The sequence below is a fragment of the Streptococcus cristatus genome, from assembly GCF_003943515.1.
Taxonomy (GTDB): domain Bacteria; phylum Bacillota; class Bacilli; order Lactobacillales; family Streptococcaceae; genus Streptococcus; species Streptococcus cristatus_D.
Map to the genome: position 1 here is coordinate 72,247 of NZ_RJPT01000006.1, position 19,148 is coordinate 91,394.

General features: G+C 43.5%; 19 protein-coding genes, 1 pseudogene and 1 riboswitch. Of the genes and pseudogenes, 1 reads left to right on the forward strand and 19 read right to left on the reverse strand.

Annotation, left to right across the window (positions count from 1 at the left end):
• Positions 1-9: 9 nt before the first annotated feature.
• From dnaX to D8791_RS06830, 10 genes are all read right to left on the reverse strand, one after another.
• Positions 10-1,674, reverse strand: coding sequence for a DNA polymerase III subunit gamma/tau (dnaX, locus tag D8791_RS06785; protein WP_125446884.1), 1,665 nt, complete (start codon positions 1,672-1,674; stop codon positions 10-12).
• A complete protein-coding gene (msrC, locus tag D8791_RS06790) occupies positions 1,674-2,171 on the reverse strand; it encodes a free L-methionine (R)-S-oxide reductase MsrC (RefSeq protein ID WP_125446886.1) in 498 nt (165 codons plus the stop codon). The genes dnaX and msrC overlap by 1 nt, the downstream gene beginning before the upstream one ends.
• A gap of 29 nt (positions 2,172-2,200) precedes the next feature.
• Positions 2,201-3,034 (reverse strand): alpha/beta fold hydrolase, encoded by an 834-nt coding sequence (locus D8791_RS06795; protein ID WP_125446888.1) that lies wholly within the window; start codon positions 3,032-3,034, stop codon positions 2,201-2,203.
• An 86-nt stretch (positions 3,035-3,120) separates the two neighbouring features.
• Positions 3,121-3,723 (reverse strand): lysozyme family protein, encoded by a 603-nt coding sequence (locus D8791_RS06800; protein WP_125446890.1) that lies wholly within the window; start codon positions 3,721-3,723, stop codon positions 3,121-3,123.
• Entirely contained in the window at positions 3,723-4,697 is a 975-nt protein-coding gene (locus tag D8791_RS06805; protein ID WP_125446892.1) for a nucleoid-associated protein, read from the reverse strand. The genes D8791_RS06800 and D8791_RS06805 overlap by 1 nt, the downstream gene beginning before the upstream one ends.
• A gap of 1 nt (position 4,698) precedes the next feature.
• A complete protein-coding gene (glyA, locus tag D8791_RS06810) occupies positions 4,699-5,961 on the reverse strand; it encodes a serine hydroxymethyltransferase (protein ID WP_125446894.1) in 1,263 nt (420 codons plus the stop codon).
• Positions 5,962-6,008: 47 nt separating this feature from the next.
• Positions 6,009-6,599 carry an L-threonylcarbamoyladenylate synthase gene (locus D8791_RS06815; RefSeq protein ID WP_125446896.1) on the reverse strand — a complete coding sequence of 197 codons (591 nt, stop codon included), beginning with the start codon at positions 6,597-6,599 and terminating at the stop codon, positions 6,009-6,011.
• Positions 6,592-7,422, reverse strand: a complete 831-nt coding sequence (gene prmC, locus D8791_RS06820; protein WP_125446898.1) for a peptide chain release factor N(5)-glutamine methyltransferase — start codon at positions 7,420-7,422, stop codon at positions 6,592-6,594. Before prmC ends, D8791_RS06815 begins: the two co-directional genes overlap by 8 nt.
• Positions 7,422-8,501: a peptide chain release factor 1 gene (gene prfA / locus D8791_RS06825; RefSeq protein WP_125446900.1), complete on the reverse strand. Its 1,080-nt coding sequence runs from the start codon at positions 8,499-8,501 to the stop codon at positions 7,422-7,424. The genes prmC and prfA overlap by 1 nt, the downstream gene beginning before the upstream one ends.
• A gap of 35 nt (positions 8,502-8,536) precedes the next feature.
• Positions 8,537-9,109 carry a thymidine kinase gene (locus D8791_RS06830; RefSeq protein ID WP_062123192.1) on the reverse strand — a complete coding sequence of 191 codons (573 nt, stop codon included), beginning with the start codon at positions 9,107-9,109 and terminating at the stop codon, positions 8,537-8,539.
• A gap of 161 nt (positions 9,110-9,270) precedes the next feature.
• On the opposite strand from D8791_RS06830, the pseudogene D8791_RS06835 reads away from it, so the two are divergent.
• Positions 9,271-9,459, forward strand: a pseudogene (locus tag D8791_RS06835) (4-oxalocrotonate tautomerase); the annotation flags it as partial.
• A gap of 206 nt (positions 9,460-9,665) precedes the next feature.
• Here the strand turns inward: D8791_RS06835 and D8791_RS06845 are convergent.
• The 9 genes from D8791_RS06845 to efeO form a co-directional block, all read right to left on the reverse strand.
• Positions 9,666-11,006, reverse strand: a complete 1,341-nt coding sequence (locus tag D8791_RS06845) for an MATE family efflux transporter (RefSeq protein WP_125446902.1) — start codon at positions 11,004-11,006, stop codon at positions 9,666-9,668.
• 236 nt (positions 11,007-11,242) lie between these two features.
• Positions 11,243-12,508, reverse strand: a complete 1,266-nt coding sequence (locus D8791_RS06850) for a nucleobase:cation symporter-2 family protein (RefSeq protein WP_125446904.1) — start codon at positions 12,506-12,508, stop codon at positions 11,243-11,245.
• A gap of 1 nt (position 12,509) precedes the next feature.
• The gene (locus D8791_RS06855; RefSeq protein ID WP_125446906.1) at positions 12,510-13,091 is read right to left on the reverse strand and encodes a xanthine phosphoribosyltransferase; all 582 of its coding nucleotides are present in this window, start codon (positions 13,089-13,091) and stop codon (positions 12,510-12,512) included.
• Between the two features lie 101 nt (positions 13,092-13,192).
• A riboswitch (purine riboswitch) is annotated at positions 13,193-13,290 on the reverse strand.
• Positions 13,285-14,268: a GMP reductase gene (gene guaC / locus D8791_RS06860; protein WP_061423003.1), complete on the reverse strand. Its 984-nt coding sequence runs from the start codon at positions 14,266-14,268 to the stop codon at positions 13,285-13,287. Its footprint overlaps the riboswitch before it by 6 nt.
• A 170-nt stretch (positions 14,269-14,438) precedes the next feature.
• The gene (locus tag D8791_RS06865; protein ID WP_061423004.1) at positions 14,439-14,624 is read right to left on the reverse strand and encodes a twin-arginine translocase TatA/TatE family subunit; all 186 of its coding nucleotides are present in this window, start codon (positions 14,622-14,624) and stop codon (positions 14,439-14,441) included.
• Positions 14,624-15,331 (reverse strand): twin-arginine translocase subunit TatC, encoded by a 708-nt coding sequence (gene tatC, locus D8791_RS06870; RefSeq protein WP_125446908.1) that lies wholly within the window; start codon positions 15,329-15,331, stop codon positions 14,624-14,626. Before tatC ends, D8791_RS06865 begins: the two co-directional genes overlap by 1 nt.
• Complete coding sequence (locus tag D8791_RS06875; protein ID WP_125446910.1) at positions 15,324-17,021, reverse strand: FTR1 family iron permease; 1,698 nt, start codon at positions 17,019-17,021, stop codon at positions 15,324-15,326. Before D8791_RS06875 ends, tatC begins: the two co-directional genes overlap by 8 nt.
• Positions 16,999-18,207, reverse strand: coding sequence for an iron uptake transporter deferrochelatase/peroxidase subunit (efeB, locus tag D8791_RS06880; RefSeq protein ID WP_125446912.1), 1,209 nt, complete (start codon positions 18,205-18,207; stop codon positions 16,999-17,001). Before efeB ends, D8791_RS06875 begins: the two co-directional genes overlap by 23 nt.
• A 4-nt stretch (positions 18,208-18,211) precedes the next feature.
• A complete protein-coding gene (gene efeO, locus D8791_RS06885) occupies positions 18,212-19,084 on the reverse strand; it encodes an iron uptake system protein EfeO (RefSeq protein ID WP_125446914.1) in 873 nt (290 codons plus the stop codon).
• Between the last annotated feature and the right edge of the window lie 64 nt (positions 19,085-19,148).

Sequence of the window (19,148 nt, forward strand, 5' to 3'; positions counted from 1 at the left end):
AATCTAAATTCAATCATCTTGAACAGTGATTTTTTCAGCTAGAAAATCAAAGCCTTCCGGTATCAAACTTTCTTCCTGCTTTTCAGCTACTTCTGCTTTATTGCTACGACTTCTAGCTGAAAATTCTGCTCGAATTTGAGTCCAATCCTCTAGTGAAATAGCCAGAATATCTGGTGAAAAGCCAGCAGCATTGCTGAGCAGATTCCCAAACATGGTATTGAGATTTTCTCTTTTCATGGTCTGCTCAGCGTTGAAATGAGACTCAAAGGCCAAAATAGCATGATTTTCATTGGCCGCGACTGGCTGCGAACCAATGAGCAGAGCCTTGTCCGCTCCTGCCAGACTCTCGATGATTTCACCCCAAGCATTTTGCAGCTTAGTCAAATTGCTGCGAGCCAAGTCAGGATTTTCCATCGCCTCTTCCAAGATGGCATTGACCTTATTGCGGTCTACTCGATAGGTCTTAGCCTTCTGAGGTCGTGCCTCTGATTTCTTAGTTGCTGGCGCTGGCTGACTGCCGACATTGGCTAACTGCTGCTTGAGCTCTTGGATTTCCTGTTTGAGATTAGACAGTTCTTCTGCCAAGTTGTCAGGAATCTGGTCCAAGCCTGCTTTTTCCTCAGCCAGTCGAATGGTCATCATTTCTGTATAAATTTTAGGTTGCAGGCTATTTTTGATGTCTGTTAAACTCTTGGTTGCCATCTCAATCATGGCAAAAAGAGTCTCCTGCGGTGTCTTGAGATTTTCCAGAAAGAGCTCGCTGGCATGATGATTTCCCCCACCAGTTTTGACAATGATTAAGTCACGCAAATATTGTAGGAGGTCCGTCACGAAGCGAGCCATGTTTTTACCGCTATCAAAAATCAGATTGAGATTATCCAAGGCGCTAACTGCATCATGAGCAATCAAAGCTGCTACATAGGCATCCAAAGCTCCTAAGCTGATAGATCCAGTGATTTCTTCAGCTATGTCTGTAGTCAAACGATTTTCCTGAGTTAAGCTAAGAGCCTGGTCAAGTATAGACAGGGCATCCCGCATACCACCTTCCGCTCGACGGGCAATAATCTGCACACCTTCCTGCTCAAAGTCAATGCCTTCCTGCTCCAAAATCCACTCAATATGAGTAATAATGTCCTGCGTCTTGATAGACTTAAACTCAAAACGCTGGACGCGGGAAAGAATGGTCGCCGGAATCTTATGCAGCTCTGTCGTTGCTAGGATAAAAACCACATTTTCTGTCGGTTCTTCCAAGGTCTTGAGCAAGGCGTTAAAAGCTCCAGTCGAGAGCATATGCACCTCGTCGATGATATAGACCTTGTGCCTGGCGAGACTAGGCGCATAGGTAGACTTGTCCCGAATATCACGAATCTCATCGACACCATTATTAGAAGCCGCATCGATTTCGATGACGTCTTCAAGACTTCCCTCAGTGATAGCCTGACAGATATAGCAGTCATTGCAAGGCTCGCCGTCCTTTTGATTCGGACAGTTCATAGCCTTGGCAAAAATCTTAGCAACACTAGTTTTCCCTGTTCCACGTGGTCCAGAAAAGAGATAGGCATGGCTGATTTTGCCTTGCTCAACAGCCTGACGCAGGGTGGTGGCTACTACTTGCTGCCCCACCAGCTGCCCAAAGGTCTGACTGCGGTACTTTCGATACAAAGCTTGATACATTAGGCTTTTTCTCCAAACATTTCAAAAATCCAAGTCGTTTTTTCAAGCAAAATCTGAACAAACTTTTCCAGATATTCCTGATCTACATTATCATAATCATCCGTCAAGGCTGAGTCCAAATCTAACACTCCCAAAAGGTGGCCATCTTTTACCATGGGCACCACAATTTCGCTCTTAGCCCGGCTATCACAAGAGATATAGTTGGCATGCTGGCTCACATCGTCTACGATAATCGTTTGCTTTTTCTCAGCAGATTCCCCACAGACACCCTTACCTAAGGCAATATGGACACAGGAAACACCACCCTGAAAAGGCCCCAGAATCAGCTCACTCCCATCAAAAAGATAGAAACCAGTAAAAACCGAATGAGGCAGGGCTTGATTGAGCAGGGCGCTCGCATTCGACAGATTGGCCAAAGCATTGGTCTCCCCATCCAGCAAGGCTTCTAGCTGAGCCAGTAAAAGTTGATAATTTGAAATTTTTTCTTTTGTGTTCATAGAGTCTATTATATCAAAAAGCCGGTCTTTCAACCAAGCTTTTCTTTAATTTTATTATCCAAAAATTCCTCAATCAGTCTATTTACAATATCGGGTTGGTCGGTATTTGAATTATGTCCCGCCTTATCAATCCATTGAACAGACTTCCCAGTATTTTTTTCATAGGCTTTCAAATATCGTATACAAGACCCTGCACGATCTTCTTTTCCACATATAACCAATTGTGGACATTTTACTTCATAAGAAAGCTTCTTCTCTACTGCTTCTGAAAATATCTTATATCCGTATCCCGCAAGACGAGCATACCTTTTTTGATCGCCATCATAAACCATGATCATATCATACATCAGTTTTCTTCCATAGTCTGTTGTTGATACGCTTTTAGGCCCAGATTTCAAAAGAGATTTCCATGGATAGATTCTATAAATTGCCTCCATATTTTTTAGGAGCCACAACTCCATAGCTGTATAATAGTTCCTTTGCAGAGAAGGTGAATCAATCGTAACAAGGCCTTTTAATTTCTCAGGAAAAAGTTGAGCATAAACCTGTCCTACATATCCTCCCATTGACTGACCAATTATGATTGGCTTTTCAATTCCCTCTTTGACAAATATTCCATCTAACCATTTTGCCATATCAAACAAGCTAAAATCGAGACGAAATGGATAAGATGAAGCGTGTCCAGGTGCGTCCCAAACCAAGACTCTATATGTACTTTTAAAATATTCTATTTGTTTTTCAAATAACCTATGGTCAGCCGTTAGCCCAGGCAAAAAGATAAGAGCACTTTGGGATGATTCAACAGCATCATTTGTCCAGTAATGAATTATTCCACTTGGTGTTTCATAAATTTTTTCAATCAAAGTTCAACACTCACATTCTAATTGGTTTAGTATAGTTTATCTCAATTTATTCCTATAGAAAGGCAAGCTATACTCAACTCATCTTTTTACAGCCACTCCATAAAGCGGATAAGGTACATATTTAGTCGCACCTGCCGTGAATAATAGTAATTTCCACCATTGATATAAAGCTTGGGCCCGTAAAAAATAGAAAGTACATTATAGTATGAATAGGTTTTTCCAGTCACATTGCCAAGACTCGGAGCAACCACTTCTTTTGAGTATTTTTTTGCAAGCTCGAGCGTATTCTCGCCGCCATTTTGCGCAACATAGTCGATATAAGCCTGGCCAAAATTATAGGCCTGAACTGCCGTCCAAACATCTACCTTTTTCTCACTGGCCAACTCTAGATTGTCCGACAAAGTCTGAATACCTTGCCGAACACTTTCTTTATTGTCTGTAATCGAATTGATTTCGCCTGTTGCACTCTCACTAGACTGCATGAGGTCGTTGTTTCTTCCCTTGGTTTCCGTGTAGATCATGGCTAGGACTAGCTCTTCATTAGCCGCTGTGTCCTGCTCGTCCAGCACTTCTCTAACCAAGCTTTGATAGGTCATAACCTGCTTAACATCACGATGGACCTGATAGCCTTTTATCGCGATAGCAGCCAGAATGATGAGCAAAATCAATCTTCTGATAAATTTAAACATTATTTACTTTGTATATCCTCGATATTTTTGATGAGAATAGAGTAGGTCCCGTTGTCGTTCTGGATAAATTCCACAGATTCAGCATCCTGATAGACATTATTGGGAACGATCAGCTCTATTCCATTAGAGAGGGATAATTTTTGATTTTCGAATTTCTTTTTCTGGCGACTGCTGTCAATCTCATCAAACTTAATTGGCTCTGGTATAGTTTCCTTAACTTGGTCAATAAAGGTAAGTCGGGCTGTCAGATTGCTGTCAAACAGCTCGTCTGCCAGCTTTTCAGGAGATAATTCGTCATTTTCTTCCAGATTTTTGAAAATACTGGATTTGACCTTGGACTGGAACTGAAAATCGTCTGTGTTAAAATTCTCAGCAATCTTTTGAGCCGTTTTTTCCAGAGTTTTGATAGATTTTTTTGGTGAAATCTTAGGACTGACCTGCAAGAGATTGTCAGAAAAATAGTTGAGAAAGGCGCCATTGTACTTGATGCGCTTTTCAATCAGATGGTACTTGCGAGACTGGAGATTGATGACCAAAGCCTCGTCCGCACCCGTACCAAAGCCAGGGAGATTGTTCTGCGTCAGCTTGATAGGATTGTCTACCTCACCACCCAAGTGGGTCAGAGTTTCCCGCAGAGCAATCCGCAGAAAAGCAAAGTGCTCCACGCCTTCCTTGTCAAACTGGACGAAAATTAAATCATTGGTTTTCTGGTTCTCACTGACCGAAAACTCTTCCTGCCAAAGCTTGGCCACCGTCACGGATGTTTCCAGTAGATCGTCTGAAAGCTGGGCTAAAAAGACATTATCTGGTTCAAAAATGCCTGTTTTAGCCTCATCAGAATAGACTCGCTCGATTTTCTTACGCAAGTATTCCTCAATCTTGGGAGTAATGTTGAGAAACTTATCCGCCAACAGCAAGTCCGTATCAGCTGGGCTGAATTGATGAATGATGGCCTTCTTTACATAAATGTCCATCTTAGTTCAAACCTTCATAGAGCGGAAAAGCATCCGTCAATTCGCGAACTTCCGCCCGAACTTGATTGAGCACCGCTTCGTTTTCAGCGTTTTCCAGAGCCTTGATAATGAGCTCAGCTACCTTGATACTTTCTGTGACACCAAAGCCTCGAGCTGCAATAGCTGCTGTACCAATACGAATGCCGCTAGTCTTAAATGGTGACAAAGTTTCGTAAGGAATGGAGTTTTTATTAAGCGTGATATTGACCTCATCTAAGAGATTTTGCGCCACTTTCCCATTTTCTACAACCTTAGTGACATCAACCAAGAAAAGATGATTTTCAGTACCGTCAGAAATTACACGGAACTTGTCATGCTGACGGAAGACTTGAGCCATAGCTTGGGCATTGTCCAAAATCTGCTGAGCATAAACCTTGAAAGCTGGATCCAGCACTTCTTTAAAAGCCACAGCTTTGGCTGCAATAACATGCTCCAATGGTCCGCCTTGAATGCCTGGGAAGATAGCTGAGTTGATTTTCTTAGCTAATTCTTCATCATTTGTCAAGATCAAACCACCGCGAGGTCCGCGTAAAGTCTTGTGGGTCGTCGTAGTTGTGATATCCGCATAAGGCACAGGGCTCGGATGGAGACCAGCAGCGACTAATCCAGCAATGTGAGCCATATCGACCATCAGCTTAGCGCCTACTGCATCAGCGATTTCACGGAATTTTGAAAAATCAATGATATGAGAGTAAGCTGAAGCACCTGCCACAATCAACTTAGGCTGTACTTCCTTGGCTTGCTTGAGGATAGCATCAAAGTCCAGTAATTCTGTTTCAGGATCAACGCTATAAGATACAAAATTGTAGGTTTGGCCAGAGAAACTGACTGGAGCACCGTGAGTCAAGTGACCACCAGCAGACAAATCCATCCCCATAACCGTGTCGCCCGGCTCAATCAAAGCCATATAAGCTGCACAATTGGCCTGACTGCCTGAGTGAGGTTGCACATTGGCGAATTTGGCACCAAAAATTTCCTTAGCGCGCTCAATAGCCAAGCTCTCCACAACATCCACTACGTCTGTTCCACCATAGTAGCGGCGACCTGGGTAGCCTTCAGCGTATTTATTGGTCAAAATAGAACCTTGAGCCGCCATAACAGCTTTAGAAACGACATTTTCTGAAGCGATCAGCTCGATATTATGTTGCTGACGCTCTTCCTCATTGGCAATGGCATCCCAGAGTTCTTTGTCAAATGCTTTGTAGTCTTCTTGGTCAAAAATCATAAGGTGTCTCCTTTTTTTGAGAAAATAGGGCGCTAAGCTCCTAATAGTTAAAATGTTATATCACTTACTTGGGCGAGAATGTCCTCGCGGGTAATGGCTCCTTGGCGCAAAATACGTGCTTTTTTTCCAGACAAGTCCAAAATGGTTGAATCCTGACCTGTCAAGGAAGCATCATCTTCTACCCCTGAGACTTGCTCTTGAAAATCCATCATAATCTGCTGGAAATCAGTGCCGCTGGCTTTTCCAGAAAGGTTGGCGGATGGACCAATCAAGGGGCCATACTTGCGAATCAAGTCAAGGGTAACAGGGTGCTTAGGAATCCGAAATCCTACGGTTTCCATACCTGAGTTTATCCAAGCAGGAACTCGGTCATTAGCTTGGAGGATAATAGTCAGTGGTCCAGGTAGAAAGGCTTGATAGAGTTTTTTTAGATAACTGGGCTGGTTCTTAGAAAAGGCATAAATCTCTTCCAAGCTAGCCACATTGAGATTGAGAGCTTTGTCACGAGGTCTTCTTTTTAATTCATAGACTCGCTCAACCGCCTCTTCGTTCAAGGCTTGGGCAAAGAGGCCATACACCGTTTCCGTGGGCAGGACAACCGCTCCGCCTGCTGCCAGAGTCTTTTCTATTTTATCCATTGTCAACCGCCACCATTCTATCTTTGCCAAATTGATCCTTCAGGACTCGGATTCGCTTTTGCGGGAAGGATTTTTTAAATAACTCCCTGATGCCGGCTCCTTGCTTGTAGCCAATTTCCAGATAGATTTTTCCATTTTCTGTGAGATGCTCCCCTGCCTGCTCTGCTATTTTCCGATAGACGGCATAACCATCCTCCTCTGCAAAAAGGGCCATGTGAGGCTCTGAGGCCAGAACGTTGAGGCCGACTTCGTCCTTATCCGCTTCTGAAATATAGGGCGGGTTGGAAACGATAATGTCAAAGCTCCCACTAATCGCTTCCAAGCAATCGGATTGGACAAAAGTAAGATTGAGGCCACAGGACTGAGCGTTTTCTGCTGCCAAGGTAAGAGCATCGTCCGAGAGATCAGAAGCAGTAATCTGCCAGTCTGGACGGCTATTTGCCAGTGCAAGAGCGATGGCTCCGCTACCTGTTCCGATATCCAAGACAGACAGAGAGCTTTCAGGATTTTCTGATAAAATCAGCTCCACCAGCTCCTCCGTCTCAGGCCTTGGAATCAGAACTCGCTCGTCCACTTTGAGAGTCAAGCCGTGAAAGTCACTGCTCCCAATGATATACTGGGCCGGCTTATGAGCAAGCAGTTGCTCTTGAATTGCTTTTAGCTGCTCACGTTCTTCCTGGCTAACTGCTGTCTGAAGCTTGAGAACAAAGTCGGTAAAAGAGAGCTCATTGAGTGCCCGATAAACGAAAGACAGGCTTTCTGCTTCTTCTCCTGCTGCCACTAGCTCCTGCTCTAACTCAGCTAAATATTGAGCTAAGGTCATTATTTATTCAACTCTTCTAGTTTTTGCGTTTGGTCATAGAGCACCAAGGCATCTACAACTTCGTCCAATTTACCAGACAAGATGGTATCTAGCTTTTGCAGGGTCAAGCCGATACGGTGGTCTGTGACACGGTTTTGTGGAAAGTTATAAGTACGAATCCGTTCTGAACGGTCACCTGTACCAATCGTTGACTTACGCTCCGCATCTTGCTCATCTTGAGCAATCTGGGCAAAGTGGTCAGCCACACGCGCACGGATGATCTTCATAGCCTTCTCACGGTTCTTCTGCTGGGTACGTTCTTCCTGCATCTCCACCTTGATATTGGTTGGCAAGTGAACGATACGAACGGCAGTCGCAACCTTATTGACGTTCTGTCCACCAGCACCAGATGCGTGGTAGATGTCGACACGAAGGTCTTTTGGATCAATATCGTATTCTACTTCTTCGATTTCCGGCATGACGAGAACTGTCGCTGTCGAAGTATGAACACGGCCTTGGCTTTCTGTCACAGGAACCCGTTGCACACGGTGGGCACCTGATTCATACTTGAGTTTAGAGTAAACGGATTGCCCTGAAACCATAGCCACTACTTCTTTGAAACCACCGACGCCGTTCATTGAAGCTTCCATCACTTCAAAACGCCAGCCTTGGGCTTCTGCATATTTCTGATACATAGTCAGCAAATCTCCAGCGAAAAGTGCTGCTTCGTCTCCACCAGCTGCTCCACGGATTTCAAGGATGATATTCTTGTCATCATTTGGATCCTTTGGAAGAAGCAAGATTTTCAGCTTTTCTTCGTATGCTTCTTTTTCAGCCTTGGCATCCTTAAGCTCTTGCTTGGCCATTTCTTCCAAGTCTGCATCTCCACCTGATTCCTTAATCATCTCTTCAGCATCGATGATGTTTTGAAGGACTTGCTTGTATTCGCGGTAGGCTGTCACCGTATCACGAGTAGAAGCCTCTTCTTTTGAAAGCTCCATGAAACGCTTGGTATCTGAGACCACATCTGGGTCACTGAGCAATTCTCCGAGCTCTTCATAGCGGTCTTCCACTGCCTGTAACTGGTCATAAATATTCATCTTTGTAATCTATCTCCTTGATTTTCTAATTCATTCTACTTAATGGGCGGATTGAAATAATGCTTGCGGCAAACAGAAATATAGGTCTCATGGCCACCGATTTTGATCTGTTCGCCATCATAGACAGGTTTCCCATTATCCGTCCGCAAAACCATGGTTGCTTTTTTAGAGCAATATTGGCAAATTGTTTTGATTTCGTCAATCTTATCAGCCAAGAGCAAGAGGTGCTTGGAACCTTCAAAGAGTTCATTGCGAAAGTCATTTTTCAAACCAAAAGCCATGACCGGAACATCCAGCTCATCCACCACTCTTGCCAAATCATAGACATGATGGCGTTTCAAAAACTGAGCCTCATCGATCAAAACGCAGTAAGGCTTTTCAGGCAGACTTTGAATATAGCCAAAAATATCTGTCTGGTCCTCGATTGCCATAGCAGACCGCTTCATGCCGATACGACTGGAAACAACACCAAAGCCATCACGTGTATCGACAGCTGAGGTCATGATTACCACGCTTTTCCCCTGCTCTTCGTAGTTGTGGGCCACTTTCAAAATTTCAATGGTCTTGCCCGAATTCATTGTGCCATATTTATAATATAACTGAGCCATTTTATTCTTACATTCTCTCTAAGTATTGTCTTTCTAGGACTTTCAGCACTGTCCATAAACTCCGCTGGAAAGACCGACCGTACTTCCTATTATTTTACCACAATTCACTATTCTTTAAAACCTAATTTGTGATAAAATAAGATTAGCAAAAGAAAAGGAGAAATCATATGCCATTTGTCAGAATTGATTTATTTGAAGGCCGCAGCTTGGAACAAAAGAAAGCTTTAGCTAAGGAAGTCACCGAAGCCGTTGTCAGAAATACTGGCGCGCCTCAATCTGCTGTCCATGTCATCATCAACGACATGCCAGAAGGCACTTACTTCCCTCAAGGTGAAATGCGAACAAAATAAAACCAAAAGGAGAGTGGGACAGAAATCGGTAATTCGTTAGAATTCGATTTCGTCGTCCCACCTCCGCACAGTTGAGTAGGGCTGTAAAAGCGGATGAAATCGGCGTAGTAGAGCCCACTCAACCACTACGTCTTGCTCGACAATCCAAAGACAATTGAGAGGCTAGGATTTTTGTCCCAGCCTCTTTTGATTTTATGTGAAAACACTCAGCGTCGCTTCTTTTGAATATAATTCAATCGCAGTTGGTAAAGGATGGCGCTCACGACCAAACTTGCAATCAGTCCAATCCAATAACCATAAGGTCCCAAGTCCGTAGCATAATCTAAAAACAAGCCCAGAGGCAAGGAAACGCCCCAGTAAGCTAGTAAGCCCAAGTAAAATGGAGCTTGAGTATCCTTGTAGCCTCGTAAAATTCCCTGTAAAGGAGCGGCAATCGTATCAGCCAATTGGAAAAAGAGGCTAAAAGTCAGAAAGATTGAGGTCAGACGAATAAACTCTGGATCAGAGCCATAGAGACTGGCAACCTTATCTCGAAAAATGTAGAGAAAAATCAAGGTAAAGACCGCAAAAATGGATGCCACAATTCTACCCAAAGTGCAGTATTTCTTCACATCGTCAAGTCTCTCAGCCCCCAGCTCATAAGAGATAATAATGGCCATGGCTGTAGAGATACTCATAGGGAAAGCATACATAAGAGTAGAAAAGTTCATGGCAGCCTGATGGCTAGCAATAATCAAAGAAGAAAATTTTGACATCACTAGTCCGACGATTGAAAAGATGACAACTTCCGCAAAAACTGTGCCTCCTATTGGCAAACCTAAGCGAAAACCTTCAGCCAAACCAGCTTTGTTCAAAGGACGAATTTTCCAGAGTTGGTATTGGCGGACTTTAGGATGTTTGATGGCCAGTAATAGTGATATGACTAATAAAACCCAATAAGCCAAAGAAGTGCCTAGTCCCGCACCAGCTCCACCCATTTCTGGAAAGCCAAAAGCTCCATAAATCAAAACATAATTAAAGCTGGCATTCAAAGGTAAGAGCAAGAGCATCAAATACATAGAAAGCCGAGTCAACCCCAAAGCATCCAAGAGAGAGCGAATAACGCTAAAAAGCAAGAAGGGAATGATACCGATGGACAAGTAGCGAAGATATTGCTGGGCCACATCTTTTACCAGAGGATCTAATCCCAAACGCTGCAAAACCAAAGGGGCACCCAAAAATACCAGCGCAAATAACATCAGCGATAATGCCAAAGAAAGATAGATGAACTGATAAAAATCTGAGGCAATTTTTTCATCTTTCCCCTGTCCCAAATGATGACCAATGATCGGAACCAAGGCAGACACAATCCCCGTCAGAAAGGAAAAAAATGAGCCCCACAGACTGGTCGCCATAGAGACGCCTGCCAGATGCAAGGTATCGTATTGGCCTGTCATGGTCGTGTCAACAAAGGAAGCTGAGAAATTTGCCAGCTGGTAAATCAAGATGGGAAGAAAAATTGAGACAAACAATCTTAGGCGTTGCTTCAAATGATAAGTCTGATACATGATAAGGTCCTTTTTTTAATTTTCTTTAACTATACTACAAGCTAGCTGAATAGTCAAAAGAGGCTGGGACAAAAGTCCTAGCCTCTCAATTGTCTTTGGATTGTCGAGCAAGACGCAGTGGTTGAGTGGGCTCTACTACGCTGATTTCATCAGCTTTTACAGCCCTACTCAACTGTGAGGAGGTGGGATAGAAATCGAATTCTAACGAATGACCGATTTCTATCCCACTCTCTTTCTTATTTATTTTTGCGATTTAAGATAGCGTTTAGTACAATGGCAATCAGACTGGCCATGACAATTCCGTTTGAGAAGAACATCTGAAGGCTGGTCGGTAGGCTGTTGAAAAGACTGCTACCATTGAGTCCGACACCTGCTGAGATAGAAATCGCTGCAATGAGGAAATTATGCTCACTGTGCTCAAAGTCAACACGCGCTAAGATTTGCATCCCCTGAACGGACACAAAACCAAACATGACCAGCATGGCACCACCAAGGACTGGACTTGGAATAATCTGAGCCAAGGCTCCGAATTTTGGCAAAAGGCCGAGGAGAATCAAGAAACCAGCCGCATAGTAAATCGGCAACCGCGTCTTGATACCAGATAATTTGACCAAGCCCACATTTTGAGAAAACCCTGTGTAAGGGAAGGTATTGAAGACACCACCCAGCAGCACAGCAAGTCCTTCTGCTCGATAGCCATTTCGCAGACGGGTGCTGTCAATTTTATCTTTGGTAATGTCAGAAAGAGCTAAGTATACACCCGTTGACTCCACTAGAGAGACCGTTGCGATGATACACATCATTACGATAGAAGAAAATTCAAACTTCGGTGCTCCGAAATAGAAAGGTGTTGGCACATGGACCAGCGGAGCCTGTGCGACGGGCGTCAGATCCACCAAGCCCATGGCTCCGGCAATGCCCGTACCGACAATCAAACCAATCAAAATAGAGATGGATTTGATAAAACCTTTGGTAAAAATGTTAATCAAAAGAATAATCAGAACCGTCACAGCTGCTAGAATCAGACTTTGGGCGGTCGGCTTATCTACATTATTTCCCATATTGCCAATGGCAACTGGAATCAAGGTCAACCCAATGGTCGTAATGACCGAACCAGTCACAACTGATGGAAACAGATTAGCGATTTTTGAGAAAATCCCAGCGATCAGAACAACATAAATCCCTGATGCAATCAAGGCACCAAACATAGCGCCACTACCATGGCTCTGCCCAATGATAATCAGAGGAGCAACGGATTGAAAGGCCACGCCCAGCACGACTGGCAGACCGATACCAAAATATTTATTTAATTGAAGCTGCAAGAGAGTGGCAACACCACACATAAAAATATCAGTAGAAATCAGATAAGTCAACTGCTCAGCCGAATATCCCAAAGCCCCAGCAATCATAATTGGAACCAGAATGGATCCAGAATACATAGCCAACAAATGCTGCAAACCTAAAACGGCTGCCTGTGAATGTTTTTCTTCATTATAGTTCATCTTATAGATCTGCCTCTCTAAATACAACTTTTCCATTTTCAAATCGGTCAATTCGAGCCAGAGAAAGAACTGTTTGTCCTTGCGCTTCTAGCAAGCTGCGACCATCTTGGAAAGATTTCTCAATCACGATTCCAACAGCTGCCACCTCAGCGCCTGCTTCTTCAATGATTTTAATCAAGCCCTTGGCTGCTTGACCATTTGCCAAGAAATCATCGATAACCAAAACCTTGTCACTTGACTCCAAAAATTTGCCAGCGATGGAGACGGTTGAAGTGACCTGCTTGGTAAAGGAATATACTTCTGCCGTTAAAATCCCTTCAGTCATCGTGATATTCTTAGACTTTTTAGCAAAAATCATTGGAACACCCAAAGCTTCTGCCGTGTAGACAGCCGGTACAATACCTGAAGCCTCAATCGTCACAACTTTTGTAATGCCTGCATTCCTGAAATGCTCAGCAAATACTTGCCCGATTTCTTTCATAAGCGAAAAATCGACCTGATGAGTCAGGAAAGAGTCAACTTTGAGAATATTTTCTCCTAAAACGTTGCCATTCCTCAAAATTCTTTCTTCTAATGTTTTCATGTATCTCCTCTTAACATATCTTTCTTCAACGATGAAAGGACCTGCCACGATAAGCAAGTCCTTTCTTTTAATGACAAATAGGCTGATACTAAAAGTACCAGAAAGTCATTAGGCTCACTTATTGTTAGATGTTTGGCATCTTGTAGAGACCTTGCCCCAATCATTAGCAAGATAAATAAGTTATTCTATTTCATTAATGAGCATCGCCATTCCAGATGGAGTTTTTGACGATGACATAGTCCACGCGAGTTAGGCTATGCAAATCACGCCCCCCCGCATAGGAAATCGAGCTCTGCAAATCCTGCTCCATTTCAGTTAATGTATCTTGCAAGTGGCCCTTAGCCGGCAGCAAAATCTTCTTACCTTCGACATTTTTATAAGCACCTTTTTGATACTCGGATGCAGAACCATAGTATTCTTTAAACTTATCGCCGTCTACCTCGATGGTTTCACCTGGGCTTTCAATGTGGCCTGCAAAGAGCGAACCAATCATGACCATGCTGGCTCCGAAGCGGATCGATTTGGCAATATCACCATGCGTCCGAATTCCTCCGTCCGCAATAATAGGCTTGCGGGCAACCTTTGAACACCAACGAAGCGCAGACAACTGCCAGCCGCCCGTACCAAATCCAGTCTTGACTTTGGTTATGCAAACTTTTCCTGGTCCAATGCCAACTTTGGTTGCATCTGCGCCAGCATTTTCCAGCTCCCGTACGGCTTCTGGAGTTCCAACATTGCCCGCAATGACAAATGTCTCGGGCAATTCTTTCTTGATGTGCTGGATCATTTGAATTACACTGTCTGAGTGCCCGTGTGCAATATCAATGGTAATGTATTCAGGTGCATCATCTTTAAGGCTACTAACGAAGTCATACTCATAGTCTTTCACACCGACAGAGATCGATGCAATCAGTCCTTGCTCATGCATTCGTTTAACGAATGGTTTGCGCCCTTCCTCATCGAAACGGTGCATAATGTAGAAATAGCCTCCTCGAGCAAGCTCTTCAGCGACAGATTCGTCAATGATCGTCTGCATATTGGACGGAACGACTGGCATCCGAAACCTATGTTTACCGAATTTCACACTGGTATCAGCCTCTGAACGACTTTTCACAATACATTTCGCTGGAATTAGTTGAATATCTTCATAGTCAAAAACCTGAAAATCATTGAGCATAGAAAACTCCTTATCAATACTAAAAAATGACCTACCTATGCTCTTCAGCATCGCTACATCTATCCAGACGTTTCCAGAAAAAGTATATCACAAGGTACAGATTTTGTAAAATATTTCAAGTATATTATTCATAACGTTCGGAAATTAAGAAAAACACGGTCACCCGTGTTTTATTCTTTCTTATCTTTTTCTGAGTTGGAGTCTTCTGCTCCTCCATCAACTGCCTTTTTAAACTCTGAAAACATTTTTCCAATAGACTGCCCTAGCTCTGGCAGACGTTTTGGTCCAAAAATCAGCAAAGCTCCTAGAACGATAACGATAAGCCCTGGTAGCCCGATGTCTTTTAAAATTCCCATTACGTTGTTCTCCTTTTCTCAATCATTTTACTCAGTAGGATACTGACTTCATACAGCAAAATCAGTGGCACTGTCATTGACAAATCACTGATTAAATCAGCCGGCGTCAAGATTACTGCTAATACTAATAAAACGAAATAGGCATAGCGTCTATATTTTATCAAAAATTGCGGTTTGAGCAAACCGATTGATGTCAGAAAGGCCACAATGACAGGCAATTCAAACAAGCAAGCAATCGGAATGGTCGTGTGAAATAGAAAGGCCAGATAGTTCTGCGCTGTCATCTGGACGGCAAATAAACCATCTCCTAAAGAGAGCAAAACTTGCAAAATAGCAGGGCTAACGAAGTAAAAACCAAAGTCCAAGCCCAAGACAAAGCTGAAAAATGTAGCTGGTATGTAAGCAAAAATCGCCTTTGCTTCACTATTTCTAAGAGCAGGTCGGATAAATTCCCAAATCTGATAGACCATAAAAGGGAGCGTCAGTGAGAAAGCCACAAGACTAGCCAGGCTAATATAAATCCAAAGTATGTCGTCTGGTCCCAATACAATCAACTTCTGCTCAAAGGAAACGGTCAGACATTTGTAAATATCCGCTGCAAAAAGCAGACTGGCCAGAAAAATCAAACCGAACCAGATTAAGACAGCTATAAAACGCCATCTAAATTCCGTCAAATGCTCAACAATGGTCTGTTCCTTATTAGACATCTGCTCGCTCCTTTTGCCGATTTCTAAAGGTCACATAAAGGACAACGACAAGAAAGATGGCTTGACTTAGAACTACTTCAAGGCTCGGATAAATTCCCAGCCAATCAATGGTTGGAAGATGAGACAGCAAGTGACTAGGAAAAATGGCTGTTAACTGCAGGGCATGAATGCTGACACCTAACATCTTAAAGGCCAAGGCATAGATCAGCCAGGTCAGACCAAAGAAAATCCGATGAGGCCGAATCAAACTGCTGGCCTTAGTCATTAAAATTGCGAGCAAGACTAAAACCAAAATAGCAAGTCCCAGTCCTAAAAAGAAATCTAGAGCAGTAATGCGCGGTAAAATTCCTGCGTAGAACAAGATGGTCTCCGCCCCCTCACGGAAAACAGCGAGAAAGCTCAGGGCAAACATGGAAATAAAACTACCACTAGCTGTCACTGCCTGCATTTGACTTTCCATGAAGTCATTCCATTTCTTGACAGAGGACTTACTGTGGAGCCAAATGCCGACCAAAATCAGCATGACAACCGCAAAAATCCCCACTGCCCCCTCAATGATTTCACGATTAGAGCCAGAGGCAACGGCTGGAAAAAGAGTTTGCAGCAAAATAGCAATGACCGCACTGGCTAGTACACCCAAGCCAGCACCAGTATAGACCCATTTGAGGCCTTTTTTCATCTTGGAGGTCTTAAGCGTCGTGACAAGTGCCATCACAATCAAGAGAGCCTCAACGCCCTCACGCAACAAAATCAGCATGGCATCAAAGAAAGTATAAGATCCGCTGGTGTCAATCTGTTCTAGCTCACTGATTAAGGACGCGAGCTGGTCTTGATACTCTTTATCCTTACCCTTCACCATGATGACAGGCGACTGGCTCTCTACTTTGGTATAGAGGGAAGGATTTTTAGTGCTGACATCTCCTTCAACACTTGGCCAAATCGTGATAAATTTCTTCATCGCAGCCTTGCCCTGCTTTTCGTCCCCTTTTTGGAAAGCAAGCAGAGCCTTTTTCAGCAGACCAATACCATCTGCCAGCGTAAGATTTTCACTGCTAGCTGTCGCTTCTTCTCCCTTGACAAAGCTATCAATCGCTGCTCTAAGGTCATCATAGGAAGTTTGAATGGCTTCAAAATCCGTTGGCTCTGTCTCGATGGCACTCCGTAAAAGGGAAATGGCCGTCTCCACCTTACCATAATGAGCTGTGCTATGATCCCGCACCACTCCTTCATTGGCAGTCCAAGTCGAATTCATTTTTTTATAGGCTTCACGAATCTTTTCAAGATCCTTGCTATCAATCGCTGCCTGAAGAGCTTGAAACTTTGATTCTAGTTTATTGACTAGCTTGGTTTTTTCCGCCTCAAGATCAACTGGATTCTGCTCCTTTTCAAAAGCTAAAAGAGCAGCTGAAACCTTAGTCAGCTTGTCCTCTGTTACATCGCCCGAGATAGTCAATGCCTTGCTGACTTCTTTCCCTGCAGCTGACTCATGGTTGCTTAAAGCTGCAAATTCAGTCTGGATTTCCTCCAGCAATTGTTTGGCACTGGCTTGGTCTCCCTTTTGAGCAGCGGTGCTAGCATCCGTAATCTTGATAAAGAGACTGCTATAGGAATCCTCAGCTGATACAGGCTGAGCTAGGAGCAAGAGAGTCAGGAGCAAAAACAGCACTTTATTCAAATAATTTCTGACCAAGATATTCTCCTTTTTTGACACCGCAGAAGCAAGCAAACAAGCCACTGCCCACATGGGTGACATATTCATTCATCTTATCCTGTGCCCCAAGATTGGTCTGCACCTTGATAAAACTGTCGGGATCCTTTTGGAAAGAGATAAAAAGGAGACCTGTATCAAATTGACCCGTTGTTTCGTCAATCCCATCTGAATAAGAATAGGAACGGCGATAGAGGGGCTTGTCGACTTCTTTAGCTAGCCGCACATGTGCATCAACTGGAAGCAGGTCCAAGTCTACCTCATCAAATTCATTCTTCTTGCCAAAGGGCGCTCCACTCTCCTTATAACGACCAAAGGTGTTTTCCTGCTCTTGCAAATTGGTCCGATCCCAAGTCTCAAGAAACATCTGGATTCGGCGGACAGCCATATAAGAGCCACCCTTCATCCAGTCCTTGCTGTCGCACCAAACCACCTTGTCAAAATCTTTCTCCTTGGTGACATTGGCCGTGCCGTCTTTAAAACCAAATAGATTGCGGGGAGTAGACAAACGATCGCCTATAGCAGCAAAACCAGCCTGACTCCATTTCATGGTAACAGCATTTCGCGCTTTACGAACCAGATTGCGAACAGCATGAAAAGCCACCTGCTCATCATCCGCGCAAGCTTGAATGACAATATCACCGCCAGTATATTTCTCTTTTAGTTGTTCCTTGGGGAAAGGAGGCAAGTCGCGGAATTCCTTGGGCTTTTTATTCTCCAAGCCCATTTTTTTCAGGAAAGAGGCGGAAACGCCAAAAGTCAAGGTCAGTCGATAAGGGTTGAGGCCGACCGTTTCTCCAGTATCCGTAGGTGGCAAGAGGGCATTAGAGGCATCTTTTTTGACTAGCTCTCCATTGACCAACTTTTCACTGTAAACTGTCCAGTCCTTGAACATCTGGATAATGGTCTCTTTATCCGTCGTATGCAAGTCCAGAATGACAAAATAGATATTCTTTTGCATGGCTGTTATGATGCCAGCTTGATGCTCACCGTAAAAACTGATTTCTTCCTCACCGTCAGCAAATTTTTTGTCTTCTTTCACTTGATTAGCGAAAAAAGCAGATGCACTGGAGACACCAAGTGCTAAGCCTGCGCCTCCAATCCCTGCTTTTTTAAGAAATTCCCGACGATCCATTTTTTTATTAAACCATTTTTCGTCCTTGGTCATGTTCTTACTTCCCATCTAGGATGATACCCATTTGCGAGAGAGGCTCGCCTAGTTTTGTGACAGCTTCTCCTAACTCTTTAGTATCTTCCTTGCTCAATTCGGTATAAAGTTTATAATTCTTAGAATCCGTCATGTGCTTGTCTAGCAAACTATTAACATTCTTGAACTCAGTTTCTATACTTTTTACCAGTTTTTCATCTTTCTTCTCAATCAAAGGTTTAAAGAGTTCGAAAATCTTTTCTGCCCCTTGAATATTGGCACGGAAATCATACAAATCCGTATGTGAAAAGATTTCTTCCTCACCAGTAATCTTGCTGGTCGCCACTTCGTTAAGGAGGTCAACTGCACCAGTTAGCATGATGTCTGGTGTGACCTCAACAGTCGCGATTTTAGCCTTTAATTCTTTGATGTCATTGACCAACTGGTCTGCATATTTCTCCGTACCAGTCGTTGTATTACTTTCCCACAGAATTTTTTCAATCCGGTGGAAGCCTGACCAGCCTTCTTCGGTCTTGTTTTCATCCACATAGTCAGCTAAGCGGAAGTCAATTTTCACATCGGACTCTCCGAAGCTCTCGGCAATCGGCTCTGAACGCTCGTAGCTCATGCGAATTAGCGGATACATTTTCTTGGCTTCATCAAGCTTGCCTTCTTTGAGCGTATCTCTGAATTTCTCCGTATCCGTCAATAATTGATCGATTTCTTTCTGTACAAAGGCTTTATACTCTGTTGTTGCCTTATCCAAAGCTTTCTGGTCAGAGTCCGATAGACTCGTTTTCGCTTCCGAACTGCTGGCACTTGTATTCGATTTTTGATTAGCAGCACAGCCAGACAGTAAAATAGCTGTTGACAATAAGACAATTCCAAGTTTTTTCATCTTGACTCCTTTATTTTCCCTAAAAGGGGCGAATTCATATAAATTATAACAATTTATTTCTCAT

Excerpts from the sequence above, each read along its gene's own strand:
- dnaX (WP_125446884.1), bottom strand. The coding sequence starts at position 1,674 with ATGTATCAAGCTTTGTATCGAAAGTACCGCAGTCAGACCTTTGGGCAG.
- msrC (WP_125446886.1), bottom strand. The coding sequence starts at position 2,171 with ATGAACACAAAAGAAAAAATTTCAAATTATCAACTTTTACTGGCTCAG.
- D8791_RS06800 (WP_125446890.1), bottom strand. The coding sequence starts at position 3,723 with ATGTTTAAATTTATCAGAAGATTGATTTTGCTCATCATTCTGGCTGCT.
- D8791_RS06805 (WP_125446892.1), bottom strand. The coding sequence starts at position 4,697 with ATGGACATTTATGTAAAGAAGGCCATCATTCATCAATTCAGCCCAGCT.
- glyA (WP_125446894.1), bottom strand. The coding sequence starts at position 5,961 with ATGATTTTTGACCAAGAAGACTACAAAGCATTTGACAAAGAACTCTGG.
- D8791_RS06815 (WP_125446896.1), bottom strand. The coding sequence starts at position 6,599 with ATGGATAAAATAGAAAAGACTCTGGCAGCAGGCGGAGCGGTTGTCCTG.
- prmC (WP_125446898.1), bottom strand. The coding sequence starts at position 7,422 with ATGACCTTAGCTCAATATTTAGCTGAGTTAGAGCAGGAGCTAGTGGCA.
- prfA (WP_125446900.1), bottom strand. The coding sequence starts at position 8,501 with ATGAATATTTATGACCAGTTACAGGCAGTGGAAGACCGCTATGAAGAG.
- D8791_RS06830 (WP_062123192.1), bottom strand. The coding sequence starts at position 9,109 with ATGGCTCAGTTATATTATAAATATGGCACAATGAATTCGGGCAAGACC.
- D8791_RS06845 (WP_125446902.1), bottom strand. The coding sequence starts at position 11,006 with ATGTATCAGACTTATCATTTGAAGCAACGCCTAAGATTGTTTGTCTCA.
- D8791_RS06850 (WP_125446904.1), bottom strand. The coding sequence starts at position 12,508 with ATGAACTATAATGAAGAAAAACATTCACAGGCAGCCGTTTTAGGTTTG.
- D8791_RS06855 (WP_125446906.1), bottom strand. The coding sequence starts at position 13,091 with ATGAAAACATTAGAAGAAAGAATTTTGAGGAATGGCAACGTTTTAGGA.
- guaC (WP_061423003.1), bottom strand. The coding sequence starts at position 14,268 with ATGCTCAATGATTTTCAGGTTTTTGACTATGAAGATATTCAACTAATT.
- D8791_RS06865 (WP_061423004.1), bottom strand. The coding sequence starts at position 14,624 with ATGGGAATTTTAAAAGACATCGGGCTACCAGGGCTTATCGTTATCGTT.
- tatC (WP_125446908.1), bottom strand. The coding sequence starts at position 15,331 with ATGTCTAATAAGGAACAGACCATTGTTGAGCATTTGACGGAATTTAGA.
- efeB (WP_125446912.1), bottom strand. The coding sequence starts at position 18,207 with ATGACCAAGGACGAAAAATGGTTTAATAAAAAAATGGATCGTCGGGAA.
- efeO (WP_125446914.1), bottom strand. The coding sequence starts at position 19,084 with ATGAAAAAACTTGGAATTGTCTTATTGTCAACAGCTATTTTACTGTCT.